Origin of the sequence: Acidovorax facilis (genome assembly GCF_023913775.1) — a bacterium.
GTDB classification, from domain to species: Bacteria; Pseudomonadota; Gammaproteobacteria; order Burkholderiales; family Burkholderiaceae_C; genus Acidovorax; species Acidovorax facilis.
On the sequence record NZ_JAMXAX010000002.1, the window covers coordinates 1 to 14531 of the forward strand.

Consider the following 14531-nt stretch of genomic DNA (forward strand, 5'->3'; position numbering starts at 1 on the left):
GTTGAATCCACGGTTCACACGTTTTCGTATTGCCAAGTACCTCGTCCCTATTTTTTGAATTTCACTGGAGTTTCACCATGAACAAGTCTGTCCGTTTTCTCTCTATCGCCGCTGTTGCCGCTTTCACCGCTTTCGGCGCCCACGCTGACGAAGCCGATGGTTCGCAATTTGCCCTGAAGTTCGACACGAACCGCACCCGTGCCGAAGTGGCCGCTGAAGCCGCCACCGTGGCCCAGACCCGCAGCATCGAGCCCGCTGGTTCGCGTGTGGTGACCTACACGTCCACGGCTGACCGCGCTGCCGTGCGCGCCCAGGCTGCTGAAGCCCTGCGCACTGGCAAGATCCCTTCGGGCGAATTCAGCGCCATGTAATTCGCGCGGCAGGTACTGCGGTCGTTTTCACGGCTGCAGCCCGATGCTGAAAGCAAAGGGCCGAGGCCCCTCACGGGGCCTCGGCCTTTTTGCGTTTGAGGAACGCCCCCAACAACGGTCAAGGGATCAAAGTCACACCCGTTTTGGCTTGCAGGGCATCAAACGTCACGCCCGGAGCCAGTTCCACCACCTTCAGGCCTTGGGGGGTGACGTCCATCACCGCCAGGTCGGTGATGATGCGGTCCACCACGCCCACGCCCGTCAGAGGCAGCGTGCACTGGGGCAGGATCTTCAGGTCTTCGGTGCCGTCCTTCTTCTTGGCAACGTGTTCCATGAGCACGATCACGCGCTTGACACCCGCCACCAGGTCCATCGCGCCGCCCATGCCCTTGACCATCTTGCCGGGGATCATCCAGTTGGCCAGATCGCCCTTTTCGCTGACCTGCATGGCGCCCAGGATGGACAGGTTAATCTTGCCGCCACGGATCATGGCAAAGCTGTCATGGCTGCCAAAGATGGACGAGCCCTTGATGGTGGTCACGGTCTGCTTGCCAGCGTTGATCAGGTCCGCATCCACCTCATCTTCGTTGGGGAACGGGCCGATGCCGAGCATGCCGTTTTCGGACTGCAGCCACACTTCCTTGTCGGCGGGCACGAAATTGGCCACCAGCGTAGGGATGCCAATACCCAGATTCACGTAAAAGCCGTCTTCGAGCTCATGGGCGGCACGCGCCGCCATTTGGTCTTGACTCCACGACATATGTATTTCTCCAGCTTGTTCGGTGACGGCAGGCTTGCACGCCTGCTTTTCGATAAACGCAGGCTTAAACGCCCGCCTTCTCAGTGATGGTGCGCTTTTCGATGCGCTTTTCCGGGTTCGGGTTGTGCACGATGCGGTGCACATAGATGCCGGGCAGATGGATCTGGTCGGGCACCATGGCGCCGGTTTCCACCACCTCTTCCACTTCAACGATGCAGACCTTGCCGGCCATGGCAGCGGCAGGATTGAAGTTACGGGCCGTCAGACGGAACTGCAGGTTGCCCGACTTGTCGGCGCGGTGCGCCTTGACCAGCGCCACCTCAGGCACGAGCGAGCGTTCCATCACATAGGTTTCGCCGTCGAACTCGCGCAGTTCCTTGCCCTCGGCCACGATGGTGCCCACACCGGTCTTGGTAAAGAAAGCAGGAATGCCTGCGCCGCCTGCACGCAGCTTCTCGGCCAGCGTGCCCTGGGGCGTGAACTCCAGCTCCAGCTCGCCGGCTAGGTATTGGCGCTCGAACTCCTTGTTCTCGCCCACGTAGGACGAAATCATCTTCTTGATCTGGCGGGTTTCCAGCAGCTTGCCCAGGCCAAAGCCATCCACACCTGCGTTGTTGGAAATCACGGTGAGGTTCTTGACGCCGGAATCGCGCAAGGCGTCGATCAGCGCTTCAGGGATGCCACACAAACCGAAACCACCCACAGCCATAAGCTGGCCGTCTGCAACCACGCCCTTGAGGGCCTCAGCTGCGGAGGGGAATAACTTGTTCACCACGATCTCCTTGTGAATTTGGATGCGCTACGATACTACGTACCCGATTAAGTAGTATCCCGTAAAGACTTGCACTATGGACGTTGCCAATGGACGTTGATTACCGACTCGCTTTTGACATGGCCCCCGTGGGCCTGGTGCTGTCGCGCAACCGCACCATGGTCGATTGCAACCGGCATGTGTGCGAGATGTTCGGCGCCTCGCGCGAGGTGCTCATCGGTCAGTCGTTCCAGATACTTTATCCAAGCGCCGACGAATACGAGCGCCTTGGGGCGCACATGGAACCTATTCTGAACGCCAAGGGCCACTACGCCGACAACCGCATCATGAAGCGTGCCAACGGCGAGGTCTTCTGGTGCCATGTGTCAGGCCGTGCACTCAACCGAGATGCCCCGCATGAATCAGGCATCTGGAGCTTTGAAGACCTGAGTTCGCAACGCCCCGTGAAGGCCGAGTTGACAGGCCGCGAACGCGAGGTGGCCGCGCGCCTGTTGGAGGGACTGACTTCCAAGGAGATCGGCCGGGCCCTGGAGATCAGCCACCGCACGGTGGAGATTTACCGGGCACGCCTCATGCGCAAGTACAACGCATCCACCGCTGCCGACCTAGTACACAAATTGCTCGCTGGTTGAGCCCTACTTCGGGCCGTCGATCACGTCAGCAGCTGTGCGAAAAGCCTCGACTGCCGTCGGCAGGCCGCAGTAGATGCTGGCGTGCAGCAACACTTCCTGGATCTCTGCCGCTGTAGCGCCGTTGTTGAGCGCGCCGCGCACGTGGCCCTTAAGCTCATGCTGCTTGCCCAGCGCGGTAAGAAACGCCACCGTGATCAAGCTGCGCGTCTTCATGTCTAGCCCCGGCCGCTGCCATACATCGCCCCAGGCATTGCGGGTGATGAACTCCTGGATCGGCTGGGTGAACTCCGTGGCATTGCCAAAGGCATTGGCGACAAAGTCCTCGCCCATGACCTGCTTGCGTGTGGCCAGACCTTTTTCGAAGTCCTTGGTGGATGGGAGTTGTTGTGTCATGCGGGCTCTCCGGTTCAGTTGGGGCCGCCATCGTAGCCGCAGCGCCTGCACGAAAAACACAAAGCCACCGGCCATGCCCCGCGAAGGGCCAGGCAGGTGGCTTTGTCAAAGTCTAAGCCCCAGGTTTACGCTGCCGCGAGATCAAAGCGATCCAGGTTCATCACCTTGGTCCAGGCCTTGACGAAGTCCTGCACGAAGACGGCGTTGGCATCGCTGCTGGCATACACCTCGGCCAGCGCACGGAGCACGGCATTCGAGCCAAACACGAGGTCGGCCACGGTGCCGGTCCATTTCTTGGCGCCTGTGCTGCGGTCCACCCCTTCCTGCACACCGGTTGCGCTCGCTGACTTCTGCCATTGGGTGCGCATGTCGAGCAGGTTCACAAAGAAGTCATTGCTCAACGTTTCCGGGCGCTGCGTGAAAGCTCCGTGAGGCGTCTGGCCCATGTTGGCACCCAGTACCCGCAAACCGCCGACCAGCACCGTCATCTCTGGCGCAGTCAAGGTCAGCTGGTTCGCACGGTCGATCAGCAGTTCGGCCACAGCGCCCTCCAGGCCGGGGCGCACGTAGTTGCGAAAGCCATCGGCCACGGGCTCCATCACTTCGAACGATGGCACATCGGTTTGCTCCTGCGAGGCGTCGGTGCGGCCGGGGGAGAAAGGCACGGTCACGTCCTGCCCGCCTTGCTTCGCGGCAGCCTCCACAGCGGCGCCACCGGCCAGCACGATGAGGTCGGCCAGCGAGATTTTCTTGCCGCCCGTCTGCTCGGCGTTGAACGCGCGCTGGATGGCTTCGAGCTGGCCCAGCACCTTGGCCAGTTGTGCAGGCTGGTTTACGTCCCAGTCCTTCTGCGGAGCCAGACGAATGCGCGCCCCATTGGCGCCGCCGCGCTTGTCGCCGCCCCGGAAAGTTGAGGCAGAAGCCCAGGCCGTCGATACCAGCTCAGAGATCGACAGGCCCGACGCCAACACCTTGGCCTTGAGTGCCGTGATGTCTTGTTCGTTGACCAGAGCATGGTCCACTGCAGGAACAGGGTCTTGCCAGACCAGCACTTCGGCGGGCACTTCAGGGCCCAGGTAGCGTGCACGCGGCCCCATGTCGCGGTGTGTGAGCTTGAACCAGGCGCGCGCAAATGCGTCGGCAAACTGCTCAGGGTGCTCCAGGAAGCGGCGTGAGATCTTCTCGTAAGCCGGATCAAACCGCAGCGACAGGTCGGTGGTGAGCATCGTGGGTACCAGCTTCTTCGACGGATCGTGTGCGTGTGGAATCGTGGCCTCGGCACCCTTGGCCGTCCACTGGTGGGCACCGGCCGGGCTCTTGGTCAGCTCCCACTCAAAGCCGAACAGGTTTTCGAAGAAGTTGTTGCTCCATTGGGTGGGTGTGGTGGTCCAGGTGACTTCCAGGCCGCTGGTGATGGTGTCGCCGCCCTTGCCAGAACCATGGCTGCTCTTCCAGCCCAGGCCCTGCTCCTCGATGCCTGCGCCCTCCGGCTCCTTGCCCACCAGCGCGGCATCGCCCGCGCCGTGGGTCTTGCCAAAGGTGTGGCCACCAGCAATCAATGCCACGGTCTCTTCATCGTCCATCGCCATGCGCGCAAACGTGTCGCGGATGTCGCGCGCGGCGGCGACGGGGTCGGGGTTGCCGTTGGGGCCTTCAGGGTTCACATAGATCAGGCCCATCTGCACAGCAGCCAACGGGTTGGCCAAGTCACGGTCACCGCTGTAACGCTTGTCCCCGCCCAGCCAGGTGTTCTCGGCGCCCCAGTACACATTTTCATCGGGTTCCCACACGTCGGGGCGGCCACCGGCAAAGCCGAAGGTCTTGAAGCCCATGGACTCCAGTGCCACATTGCCAGCCAGGATCATCAGATCGGCCCACGAGATCTTGCGGCCGTACTTCTGCTTGATGGGCCAGAGCAGGCGGCGTGCCTTGTCCAGATTGGCGTTGTCGGGCCAGCTATTGAGCGGCGCAAACCGCTGCTGCCCGGCCCCTGCGCCGCCACGTCCGTCCGCCAGGCGGTAGGTTCCGGCGCTGTGCCAGGCCATGCGCACAAACAATGGCCCGTAGTGGCCAAAGTCTGCGGGCCACCAGTCCTGCGAGTCGGTCATCAATGCATGCAGGTCGGCCTTTACGGCAGCAAGGTCCAGGCTCTTGAATTCTTTTGCGTAATCGAAGCCGTCGCCCATGGGATCCGTGAGCGGGGAGTTCTGGTTCAGGGGACGGATATTGAGCTGGTCTGGCCACCAGTCGGCATTGCCACGGCCCTTGGGCGCGGCAGCCTTGGTGTGGTCAAACGGGCACTTGTTTGTCTCTTGTGTCATGAGGCACTCCTGTTGGCGTTGGTGAGCATCCGATGTTATGGAGTGCATATCCTTATGAAAAGGCAATAGTTTTGATTAATTCAATAGTTTTTCTCTAATTTCGGCAAATGCAGCGGACTACCGGCCTCCTTGCACCCACACGTATCGAACAGCACCGAGCGGACCCAGCGATGCCCCGGCGAGCGGTGGGTGCGTTCATGCCAGGCAGCAGTTTTAACGAAGCCAGGTATGGCCACTGGTGGCTCCAGCACAACCAGCCCGCGTGCATCAGCTACCACCCGCTGGGGCACCACCGCGATCAGGTCGCTATTGCGCAGGATCTCCGGCAGCACCAGAAAGCTGGTGATCGACAGCACCACCCGGCGCGACCGGCCCAGGCGTGCCAGCACCTCGTCCGTCACGCCGCAGAAGCTGCCGCCCGTGTACGAGATGAGCGCATGGTCCAGCGCGCAGAAGCGGTCCAGCGACAGCGCGCCGCCTTTCGCATCCGGGTGCCCGGCGCGCATCACGCACACGTAGCGCTCGTCAAACAGGTGCCGGGCATACAGGTCGGGCGCCGTGTTCTCGGGGCTGATCAGGGCCAGATCGATATCGCCCCGCTCCAGCCGCTCGTACACCGGCAGATGCTGGGCCGGCACCACGGCCACACGCACGCCGGGCGCGTGGCGACGCAGCATGGCCAGGAATGGCACCACCACCGCCTGCAGCGCATAGTCGGTGGATGCGAGCTGCACCGTCATCTGCGCCGTGGCAGGGTCAAAGACCTGAGGTTGCAGCAGCGACTCGATCCCACCCAGCAGTTCCTTTACCGGCGCGGCCAGCTCCTGTGCGCGCAGCGTGGGCGTAATGCCACGCTGTGTCCGCACGAAAAGCGGGTCATCAAAGCTCTCGCGCAGCCGGGTCAGCATGCCGCTCACCGCAGGCTGGGTGAGCGACAGGCGCTGGGCGGCGCGGGTTACGCTGCGTTCGTCGAGCAAGGCATCCAGTGCCTTGAGCAGGTTCAGGTCCATGGCCCTGATATCAATTGCCATGATTTCAGAAATAAGAACTATCGATTTGGTTTATGGCTGCATCGTACCCACCATCTTCACTGTGCGTGGCCGTGGTGTCTTTGCCCCCGCCCCCAGCCCGAAATTCCTTTTCTATTTAACCGACAAGAAAGCAAGCTGCATGTCTGCCCTGTTCACACCGTTCCAGCTCAAAAGCGTCACCCTGCGCAACCGCATCGCGATCCCGCCGATGTGCCAGTACAGCGCGGTGGACGGCTTCACCAATGAATGGCACCAGGCGCATTACGCCGGTCTCGCTCGCGGCGGCGCAGGCCTGGTGATTGTCGAGGCCACGGGCGTATCGCCCGAAGGCCGCATCACCCCGGCCTGCACAGGCCTTTGGAACGACCAGCACGTCGAAGGCATGGGCCGCATCGCCGCCAGCATCAAGGCCGCTGGCGCCGTGCCCGGCATCCAGATCGCCCACGCAGGCCGCAAGGCCAGCGCCCAACGCCCCTGGGAAGGCGATGACCACATTCCCGAGAACGACGCGCGTGCCTGGCAGCCGATAGCACCGTCCGCCATTGCTTACGGCGGCGGTCTGCCCCGGGTACCCCAGGCCATGACACTGCAAGACATTGCCCGCGTGCAGGCCGATTTTGTGGCCGCCGCACGTCGCGCACTGGCCGCAGGGTTCGAGTGGCTGGAACTGCACTTTGCCCACGGCTACCTGGCGCAGAGCTTCTTCTCGCCCCACAGCAACCAGCGCACCGACCAGTACGGCGGCAGCTTTGACAACCGCGCGCGCTTTCTGCTGGAAACCGTGGAGGCCGTGCGCCAGGTGTGGCCCGCGCACCTGCCACTCACGGCACGCTTCGGAGTCATCGAATACGACGGACGCGACGAGGAAACCGTGGCCGAGTCCATTGAGCTGGTGCGCCAGATGCGCGAACGTGGCTTGGATATGGTCAACGTCAGCGCGAACTTCGTGATTGCCGAGACGCAGATTCCCTGGGCAACCCCCGCCTTCCTGGCCCCGGTCGCACAGCGCGTGCGCAGCGAAGCCGACCTGCCGGTGGCCTCGTCGTGGGGCATCGATGACCCGAAAATCGCTGAACGTGCAGTGGCCGACGGCCAGATGGATTTGGTGATGATCGGCCGCGCCCACCTGTCCAATCCGCACTACACCTACCACCTGGCGCAGGTGCTGGGCGTGCAAAAGCCTGAATGGAACACGCTGCCCGCGCCCTACGCGCACTGGCTGTCGCGCTATCGCGGCGCCGCAAAGGTCGCCGCAGCCCAGTAAAGCTCTGAAAAACGCCCTTGCCCTTTGGCCCGACGTTCAGTCCGGGGTCGAGCGGTGCAGGGGTAGCCCCGGCGCATCCAGCTGTGCGTGCAGGATGTGGCCGTGGGTCGAATCGGTCACGAACACCGTTTGTCCGCCCTGCCCGCCATAAGCCAGATTGGTAGTGGAGGCTCCGGCAGACCCCCGCAGCACCAGCACGGGCTCGGCCCGGTGGTTGAGCACCCACACATAACCCAGGCCCGGGTTGGCCACCAACAGGCGCCCCGCCCCATCCACCGCAAGCCCGTCCGGGCCGCTCGGGCCGTACGACGTGAAGAACTGCCCCACCTTGGCCACGCTGCCATCGGGCAGCAGCGGCACGCGCCACACACAATTGCCACGTGTGGCGGCCAGGTACAGCACGCGGCCGTCGGGCGACAGGGCCACGCCGTTGGGGCTGGGCACGTTGTGCAGCAGCAAGTCGAGCTGACCATTGGGGCGCAGCCGGTACAGGCGCCCGCTCGGGTCGTGCAGGCCGCTCTGGCCCTGGTCGGTGAAGTACAGGTTGCCGTCGGCGTCGAAGATCAAATCGTTCACGCCCTTGAAGCGTTCGCTGTTGCGGCGCTCCAGGTACGGCGTGACCCTGCCGGTCGCGATATCGAGCCGCATCAACCCGTTCTTGTAGTCGGTGATGAGCAGCGTGCCCGCATCCATGAACTTCATGCCATTGGGCTCGCCGTCGTACTCGGCCACCAGCGTCCACGCGCCCTGCGGGTCGATGCGGAAGATGCGGCCCCAGGGGATGTCGGTCACGTACAGGTTGCCCACGCCGTCGAACACCGGGCCTTCGAGGAACGAATCGGTGACGGTGCCGCCCCGGTTGGCATCGGCCCAGACGCTGCGCTCGGGGCGGCGGAAGGTGTCGGGCATGGAGCTGAAAAACGCCAGCTCGCGGACCTCGGGGGATTGCAGCAGAAACATGGAAGAGGCTTTCTTTGTCAGGAGGTGGCGTCGAAACCATAAAGCCGCGCCGGGTTGTCCACCAGGATACGGTCCATCGCCGCATCCGAGCCCGCCCAAGCGCGCAGCAGGTCCACCAGGTCGGCATCGTTCACGGTGCCCGGCGCCTCGGTGGTGTGGGGCCAGTCGCTGCCCCACACCAGGTGACTGGGGGCAGCCCGCACCAGGGCTTGCCCCAGCGGCAGGGTGTCGGCGTAGCTGGGGCCCCGCACGGCAGAACGCATGTAGGCGCCCGAGAGCTTGACCCAGGTGTTGCCGCTGTCCAGCAAGCGGCGCAGCACGCCAAAGGCTTGGGCCGATGGCCCTTCGGCCGGGTCGATGCGCCCCAGGTGGTCGATGACCAGCGGCACCGGCAGCGCCTGCAGCACAGGCGCCAGCGCCACGATCTGCTCCGGGTGCGCGAACACCTGGATGTGCCAGCCAACGCAGTCCGCATGCCGTGCCACCTTGCCCGCCAGCGTGCTCAGCATCTGCGCCGTGGTGGTGCCCCACGATTGGGGTGAGACAAAGTTGACCCGCAGCCCGCACACGCGGCGCGCGGCCAGCCGGGCCAGCTCTGCATCGCTCACGCGGGGGTCCACCACTGCCACGCCGCGTGCGTCGTCACCCAGCTGGTACAGCGCATCCAGCGTGCAGGCGTTGTCGGTACCGTAGGTGGATGGCGTGACCACCACCGTGCGTGTGCTGCCCAGACGCTGCTGCAGCTGCCGGTAGGCGGCCACGGGCGCATCGGGCGGCGTGCGCGGCCAGTGGGCAGACTGTGCAAAACGTGCATCGAAGATGTGCATGTGGCTGTCGCACGCGCCGGGCGGCAGCAGGCGTTGCGGGCGGTTCAGACCCACCGAGTGCGGCACGGGCGTGGTCAGCGCGGGCAAAGGCATGGCTCAGTCGAGTTTGATGTTGCCCTTCTTCACCACCTCGCCCCACTTGCTGTCTTCCTTCCTGAGGAAGGCGGCAAACTCCGCAGGCGTGGAACCGATGGGCTTGGCGCCCAGGTCGGCCAGGCGCTGCTTCACTTCGTCTTCTTTCAGCACCTCTTGCAGGGCCTGCTGCAGTTTGGCGGCCACGTCGGCAGGTACGCCCGCAGGCAGGAACACGCCGTTCCACTCATAGGCCTCATAACCGGGGATGGCCGCCTCGGCCACCGTGGGCACATCGGGCAGGCGCTTGGAACGCTCGGGCGCCGACACGGCCAGCGCGCGCAGCTTGCCGCCTGCCACATGCGGGTAAGTCGCGGCCACCGTGCCGAACATGAAGTCCACCTGGCCCGCAATCACGTCGGTGATGGCGGGGCCGCCGCTCTTGTAGGGCACGTGCACCATGTCCAGGCCCAGCTTCTGGGCCATCAGCTCCGCCGCCAGGCGCTGCACCGTGCCGCTGCCGCCCGAGGCAAAGTTGATCTTGCCGGGCTGCGCCTTGGCCTTGGCGATCAGCTCGCCCACGTTCTTGTGGGGCGCATCGGCCTTCACGATGAGCACATTGGGCGCCAGCAGCACCAGCGACAGTGGCTGCAGCGCGGTGCTGGCATACGGCATCTTGGGGAACAGGTGCGGGTTGATGGAGTGCGGCGTGGCGTCGTACAGCATGGTGTAGCCATCCGCCGGGGCCTTGGCCGCAAAACTCGCGCCAATGGTGCCACTGGCGCCCGCCTTGTTGTCCACAATCACGCTGCCGCCCAGCTTGGCGCCCAGGCGGGTGGCCACCACGCGGGCCACCGCATCGGCAGCGCCGCCAGGGGCGTAGGGCACGACGAGGGTGATGGGCCGCTCGGGGAAGGCGGCGTGGGCCAGGCCTGCAGCCAGGGCACAGGCGGCGATCAAGGGTTTGAGAAAACGCAACATGAAGTCTCCTTATCTATTCAATCCATGAAGAACAAACAGGTATCGCTGGCCCATGGCCTGCGAAACTGGCGCTGACAAAGCGCAGGCAGCCGTGCAAGGGCCGCCCCGCCGCACTGGCTGCGTCCCCCTTCCCGCATCGCGCAGCGAGGCGAGAGAGGGGGGAAGGCGCAAAGCGCCTCAGGGGGGTCAATCCACTTTCAGATCAAGCTCGCGTGCAATCTGCGTATAGGTGGCCACTTCGCGGCCGACCTGGCTGGCAAACGCGGCGCCGCAGGTGGCATCGGCGTCCAGCCCCAGGCCGCGCAACTTGTCGTTGGCCGCAGGGCTTTGCACAAAGTCCCTGGCCACGCGCTCCAGCTGCTGGGCAATGGCGTCGTCCAGACCCGCCGGGGCCAGCAGGCCATACCAGGCATCGGCCGAATACTTGCCGCCACCGGCCTCGGCAAACGTGGCCACGTCGGGCAGCAGCGACGACCGCTTGGGCGATGCCACGGCCAGCGCGGTGAGCTTGCCGCTCTTGATCTGCGGCAGCACCGAGCCCAGCGTGGCAAACGAGCTGTCGAGCTGACCGCCCACCAAGTCCGTGACCACCGGCGCCGCGCCCTTGTAGGGCACGTGGTTCAGCTGCAGGCTGTTGGCGCGGGCAAACATCTCGGTGGCAAAGTGGCCTGAGCTACCCACGCCCGCCGTGCCTGCGGACAGACGCCCCGGCTCCTTGCGCGCACGGGCCATGTACTCAGCCAGCGACTTCACGGGCAGGGCCTGCCCCACCACCAGCACCGTGGGGCTGGTGGCCACGGTGCACAGCGGCTTGAACGACTTCACCGCATCGAACTTCACCCGCCCGGCGTACAGCCCCGGGATCATGGTGTGGTTGGTGGCGCCAAACAGCAGCGTGTAACCGTCGGCGGGCGCGCTGGCCACCGCCTGGGCGGCCAGGATGGTGTTGGCGCCGGGTTTGTTGTCCACCACAAAGGGCTGCCCCAGCGCGCGGCTGGCGTGGTCGGCAAACGCACGGGCCACCACGTCGGTGGGGCCGCCTGCGGCAAATCCCACCACCAGCTTGACGGGCTTGTGGGGGAACGCCGTTTGCGCCCCTGCTGCGCTGGATGCTATACAAACAATAGCTATCAGCGCATAATGGACAAGCGCAGAGGCCGTTTTTCTTCTCAAAATTTTGTGCATGTCTTTGTCTCCATGGGCCGGGGCTCCCTGCCCCGTGCCTTTTTTTCTCTTTGCTTTCAGGAAGGGGGCTGGCGTCAGGCTGCAGCCACCGCTGCGCCAGGCACGCGGGCCAACACGGCCAGCAGGTTCTGGGCGGCGCCCACGCCCATGTTCACGTAGGCATCGCTGGTCACACCGCCGATGTGGGGGCTGAGGATGAAGTGCTTCTCGCCCTGGAAGGGATGGCCCGCCACCATCGGCTCGACCGCAAAACTGTCCAGCCCCGCCGCCATCACCTGGCCCGAGCGCACGGCGGCCAGCAGCGCGCCCTCGTCGATCAGGCCGCCACGCGCCGTGTTCACCACGATCACGCCGCGCTTGCACTGCGCAAGCGTGGTGGCGTTCAGCATGCCCCGGTTCTCGTCGGTCAGCGGGCAGTGCAGAGACACGGCATCCGCTTCGCGCCAGATCGTCTCCAGGCTCACACTCTGCACATAGTCCGGCAGGTTCTTCGCAAACGGGTCGAAGCCGATCACGCGCATGCCCAGGGCGTCGGCCATCTTGGCAAAGCGCAGGCCGATGGCGCCCAGGCCCACCAGGCCCACGGTGCGGCCACCCAATTCCAGGCTTTTGTGCGTGGCTTTGTCCCAGTGGCCCGCGTGCATGCGCGCGTCGAGCTGCACCACCGATTTGGCGCAGGCCAGCAGCAGCGCCAGCGCCTGCTCGGCCACGGCCGCAGCGTTGGCGCCTACGGCGGCCACCACCTCAATGCCCCGGGCCTTGGCCGCCACCTTGTCGATGGTGTCGGTGCCACTGCCGTGCTTGGAGATGACCTTGAGCGCCGGGGCCGCGTCCATCACGGCCGCACCCACCTTGCCGTAGCGCACGATGATGGCCACGGGGTTGTGCGCACCGGACAGGGCCACCATGTCCTCTTCCGTCGGCGTCTTGCCAGCGTAGACGATCTCGTAGCCTGTGAGCAGGTCGAGGGCTTGTTGCGCCAGATCGGCGCCGGTGACGATGATGGTTTGGCTCACAGCGATTCCCCTTCCTTGAGCACGCCAGCAGCGCGCAGCGCGGCAGGCAGCCATTTCGATGCGGTGTCGCCGCGTGCAATGGCTTCGATGCGGGCGGCTTCGTCGGCCACCTTCTTGTCGGCCAGGGCCAGCATGGCGGGGGCTTTTTCGCGCTCGATCACCACCACGCCATCGGCGTCGCCCACTACCAAGTCACCCGCGTTCACCACAGCACCACCGGCGCAGATGGGGTGGTTGATGCGGCCGGGCACGTACTTGGTAGGCCCAGCGGGGTTGAAGCCCGCGCTGAACACGGGGAAGTCCAGCTCCAGGATCTCCAGCTTGTCGCGGATGGCGCCGTCCACGATCACGCCCGCCAGGCCGCGCTTCTTGCAGGCGCTGAGCATCAGCGTGCCCATCAGCGCGGCGGTCTGGTCGCCCTTGCCGTCGATCACCAGCACATCGCCCGGCTGGGCCAGGGCAATGGCACCGTGGATCATGAGGTTGTCGCCGGGGCGCACTTCCACGGTGAAGGCAGGGCCCGCCACCTTCATGTTCTGGTGCACGGGCGCCACGCGGCCATGCATGGTGCCGCGGCGACCCGCCACGTCGGCCAGAATGGCGGCCTGGTAGGTGGCCGCTTTGCTCACGACGTCGGCGCTGACGCGCTCGATGGTGCGGATGATTTCAGGGAGTTGGCTCATGGGGAATCCTTGGAAAGAACGCGGAGATGCTGTGGAGCGAATGGGCGCGGCTGACTGGGATGCGCGTGCAAGGCGCCCATGCCGCAGCACAACCAGCCCCGAAGTCAGCGGCTGGTGAAGTGCAGACGAAATGCGAAGGTGAAGAAGTGGGCGGGCAGATACGCGGGACAAACCGCCCCCCAGCGTGAGCCGGTCAGTCCAGGCTGGCGCCCGAGTCCTTGACGATCTTGGCCCAGCGCGGCACTTCGGCTTTGAGCAGCGCGCTGAACTGCTCGGCGGTGCCGCCCAGCACATCACCACCTTCGGAGCGCAGCTTGTCGGCCACATCGGGCTGCTGCAGGGCCGCGTTGATGGCCTTGTTGAGCTGCGCCACGATGGGTGCGGGCGTACCGACTGGGGCCAGGATGCCGAACCAGGTCACGGCCTCGAAACCCTTGTAGCCCGACTCGGCCAGCGTGGGCACATCCGGCAATTGCGGCGAGCGCTTGGCCGAGGTGATGGCGATGACCTTGAGCTTGCCATTGCGCACCTGGCCCAGCAGCGTGGGCACCGACGACATGTACAGGTCGATCTGCCCGCCCACCAGGTCCGTCATGGCCTGGGCCGCGCCCTTGTAGGGGATGTGGCGCAGCTTGATGTCGGCGGCGTTTTCGGCCAGCTCACCGGCCAGGTGGGCCACGGTGCCGTTGCCCGAATAGCCCAGCGTCAGCGCATCGGGCTTGCCCTTGGCGGCCGCCACCACATCGGCGTAGCTCTTGAAGGGTGAATTGATGGGCGCAGCCATGACGATGGGCGAGGACGAGACGAGCGCCACGGGCACCAGGTCCTTGAGCGGGTCGTACGGCAGCTTGGGGTACAGCGTGGGGTTGATGGCCAGGTTGCTGGTCTGGCCAATGACGAGCGTGTAGCCGTCGGCGGGTGACTTGGCAGCGGCGTCCACCCCCAGGTTGCCGCCCGCGCCGGGGCGGTTGTCCACGATGACGTTCCACTTGTTCTGGTCCGTGAGCTTTTGCGCCACCGTGCGGGCAATCATGTCGGTGCCTCCGCCGGGAGGGAACGGCACGATCAGGCGGATGGGTTTGCTCGGATACGTGGCTTGTGCGTGGGCGCTGGCAAAGGGCGCTGCAACGGCGGCAAGGCCGAGGACGGCGGCGCACAGGGGGGCGCCCAGGGCACGGGGAAGCAAACGGGGCGAAAAAGCGGGCATGCAGTTGTCTCCTGGTAGGTGGTTCTTCGCGCCGCCCTGCACATGCTGCTGCAGGC

Annotated in this window: 15 protein-coding genes; 3 read left to right on the forward strand and 12 right to left on the reverse strand. The window is 64.9% G+C overall.

Annotated elements, in window-relative coordinates:
* The first annotated feature begins 77 nt into the window (after nt 1–77).
* Nucleotides 78–371 carry a DUF4148 domain-containing protein gene (locus NFX52_RS01300; protein WP_121419969.1) on the forward strand — a complete coding sequence of 98 codons (294 nt, stop codon included), beginning with the start codon at nt 78–80 and terminating at the stop codon, nt 369–371.
* A gap of 118 nt (nt 372–489) precedes the next feature.
* Here the strand turns inward: NFX52_RS01300 and NFX52_RS01305 are convergent, their stop codons facing one another.
* Complete coding sequence (locus NFX52_RS01305; RefSeq protein WP_055402417.1) at nt 490–1131, reverse strand: CoA transferase subunit B; 642 nt, start codon at nt 1129–1131, stop codon at nt 490–492.
* A 64-nt stretch (nt 1132–1195) separates the two neighbouring features.
* Nucleotides 1196–1903 (reverse strand): CoA transferase subunit A, encoded by a 708-nt coding sequence (locus NFX52_RS01310; protein WP_055402415.1) that lies wholly within the window; start codon nt 1901–1903, stop codon nt 1196–1198.
* 89 nt (nt 1904–1992) lie between these two features.
* Here NFX52_RS01310 and NFX52_RS01315 point away from each other — a divergent pair, with 89 nt between their 5' ends.
* Nucleotides 1993–2535: a PAS and helix-turn-helix domain-containing protein gene (locus tag NFX52_RS01315; RefSeq protein WP_055402413.1), complete on the forward strand. Its 543-nt coding sequence runs from the start codon at nt 1993–1995 to the stop codon at nt 2533–2535.
* A gap of 3 nt (nt 2536–2538) precedes the next feature.
* Here the strand turns inward: NFX52_RS01315 and NFX52_RS01320 are convergent, their stop codons facing one another.
* The 3 genes from NFX52_RS01320 to NFX52_RS01330 form a co-directional block, all read right to left on the reverse strand.
* Nucleotides 2539–2928, reverse strand: a complete 390-nt coding sequence (locus tag NFX52_RS01320) for a carboxymuconolactone decarboxylase family protein (RefSeq protein ID WP_055402425.1) — start codon at nt 2926–2928, stop codon at nt 2539–2541.
* 125 nt (nt 2929–3053) lie between these two features.
* On the reverse strand, nt 3054–5249 hold the full coding sequence (gene katG / locus NFX52_RS01325; RefSeq protein WP_055402411.1) for a catalase/peroxidase HPI: 2196 nt from the start codon (nt 5247–5249) through the stop codon (nt 3054–3056).
* 80 nt (nt 5250–5329) lie between these two features.
* Nucleotides 5330–6280 (reverse strand): LysR family transcriptional regulator, encoded by a 951-nt coding sequence (locus NFX52_RS01330; protein WP_055402409.1) that lies wholly within the window; start codon nt 6278–6280, stop codon nt 5330–5332.
* A gap of 139 nt (nt 6281–6419) precedes the next feature.
* Here NFX52_RS01330 and NFX52_RS01335 point away from each other — a divergent pair, with 139 nt between their 5' ends.
* Nucleotides 6420–7544, forward strand: a complete 1125-nt coding sequence (locus tag NFX52_RS01335; protein ID WP_055402423.1) for an NADH:flavin oxidoreductase/NADH oxidase — start codon at nt 6420–6422, stop codon at nt 7542–7544.
* Nucleotides 7545–7580: 36 nt separating this feature from the next.
* On the opposite strand, the gene NFX52_RS01340 is transcribed toward NFX52_RS01335, so the two are convergent.
* From NFX52_RS01340 to NFX52_RS01370, 7 genes are all read right to left on the reverse strand, one after another.
* Nucleotides 7581–8504, reverse strand: coding sequence for an SMP-30/gluconolactonase/LRE family protein (locus NFX52_RS01340; RefSeq protein ID WP_055402407.1), 924 nt, complete (start codon nt 8502–8504; stop codon nt 7581–7583).
* A gap of 17 nt (nt 8505–8521) precedes the next feature.
* On the reverse strand, nt 8522–9424 hold the full coding sequence (locus tag NFX52_RS01345) for an amidohydrolase family protein (RefSeq protein ID WP_055402405.1): 903 nt from the start codon (nt 9422–9424) through the stop codon (nt 8522–8524).
* Nucleotides 9425–9427: 3 nt separating this feature from the next.
* On the reverse strand, nt 9428–10384 hold the full coding sequence (locus tag NFX52_RS01350; protein ID WP_055402404.1) for a tripartite tricarboxylate transporter substrate binding protein: 957 nt from the start codon (nt 10382–10384) through the stop codon (nt 9428–9430).
* Between the two features lie 186 nt (nt 10385–10570).
* A complete protein-coding gene (locus NFX52_RS01355; protein ID WP_055402402.1) occupies nt 10571–11569 on the reverse strand; it encodes a Bug family tripartite tricarboxylate transporter substrate binding protein in 999 nt (332 codons plus the stop codon).
* A 74-nt stretch (nt 11570–11643) separates the two neighbouring features.
* On the reverse strand, nt 11644–12585 hold the full coding sequence (locus NFX52_RS01360) for an NAD(P)-dependent oxidoreductase (RefSeq protein WP_055402400.1): 942 nt from the start codon (nt 12583–12585) through the stop codon (nt 11644–11646).
* A complete protein-coding gene (locus tag NFX52_RS01365) occupies nt 12582–13268 on the reverse strand; it encodes an RraA family protein (RefSeq protein ID WP_055402398.1) in 687 nt (228 codons plus the stop codon). The genes NFX52_RS01360 and NFX52_RS01365 overlap by 4 nt, the downstream gene beginning before the upstream one ends.
* A gap of 193 nt (nt 13269–13461) precedes the next feature.
* A complete protein-coding gene (locus NFX52_RS01370; protein WP_055402396.1) occupies nt 13462–14475 on the reverse strand; it encodes a Bug family tripartite tricarboxylate transporter substrate binding protein in 1014 nt (337 codons plus the stop codon).
* Between the last annotated feature and the right edge of the window lie 56 nt (nt 14476–14531).

Excerpts from the sequence above, each read along its gene's own strand:
- NFX52_RS01300 (WP_121419969.1), top strand. The coding sequence starts at position 78 with ATGAACAAGTCTGTCCGTTTTCTCTCTATCGCCGCTGTTGCCGCTTTC.
- NFX52_RS01305 (WP_055402417.1), bottom strand. The coding sequence starts at position 1,131 with ATGTCGTGGAGTCAAGACCAAATGGCGGCGCGTGCCGCCCATGAGCTC.
- NFX52_RS01315 (WP_055402413.1), top strand. The coding sequence starts at position 1,993 with ATGGACGTTGATTACCGACTCGCTTTTGACATGGCCCCCGTGGGCCTG.
- NFX52_RS01320 (WP_055402425.1), bottom strand. The coding sequence starts at position 2,928 with ATGACACAACAACTCCCATCCACCAAGGACTTCGAAAAAGGTCTGGCC.
- katG (WP_055402411.1), bottom strand. The coding sequence starts at position 5,249 with ATGACACAAGAGACAAACAAGTGCCCGTTTGACCACACCAAGGCTGCC.
- NFX52_RS01330 (WP_055402409.1), bottom strand. The coding sequence starts at position 6,280 with ATGGCAATTGATATCAGGGCCATGGACCTGAACCTGCTCAAGGCACTG.
- NFX52_RS01335 (WP_055402423.1), top strand. The coding sequence starts at position 6,420 with ATGTCTGCCCTGTTCACACCGTTCCAGCTCAAAAGCGTCACCCTGCGC.
- NFX52_RS01340 (WP_055402407.1), bottom strand. The coding sequence starts at position 8,504 with ATGTTTCTGCTGCAATCCCCCGAGGTCCGCGAGCTGGCGTTTTTCAGC.
- NFX52_RS01345 (WP_055402405.1), bottom strand. The coding sequence starts at position 9,424 with ATGCCTTTGCCCGCGCTGACCACGCCCGTGCCGCACTCGGTGGGTCTG.
- NFX52_RS01350 (WP_055402404.1), bottom strand. The coding sequence starts at position 10,384 with ATGTTGCGTTTTCTCAAACCCTTGATCGCCGCCTGTGCCCTGGCTGCA.
- NFX52_RS01355 (WP_055402402.1), bottom strand. The coding sequence starts at position 11,569 with ATGCACAAAATTTTGAGAAGAAAAACGGCCTCTGCGCTTGTCCATTAT.
- NFX52_RS01365 (WP_055402398.1), bottom strand. The coding sequence starts at position 13,268 with ATGAGCCAACTCCCTGAAATCATCCGCACCATCGAGCGCGTCAGCGCC.
- NFX52_RS01370 (WP_055402396.1), bottom strand. The coding sequence starts at position 14,475 with ATGCCCGCTTTTTCGCCCCGTTTGCTTCCCCGTGCCCTGGGCGCCCCC.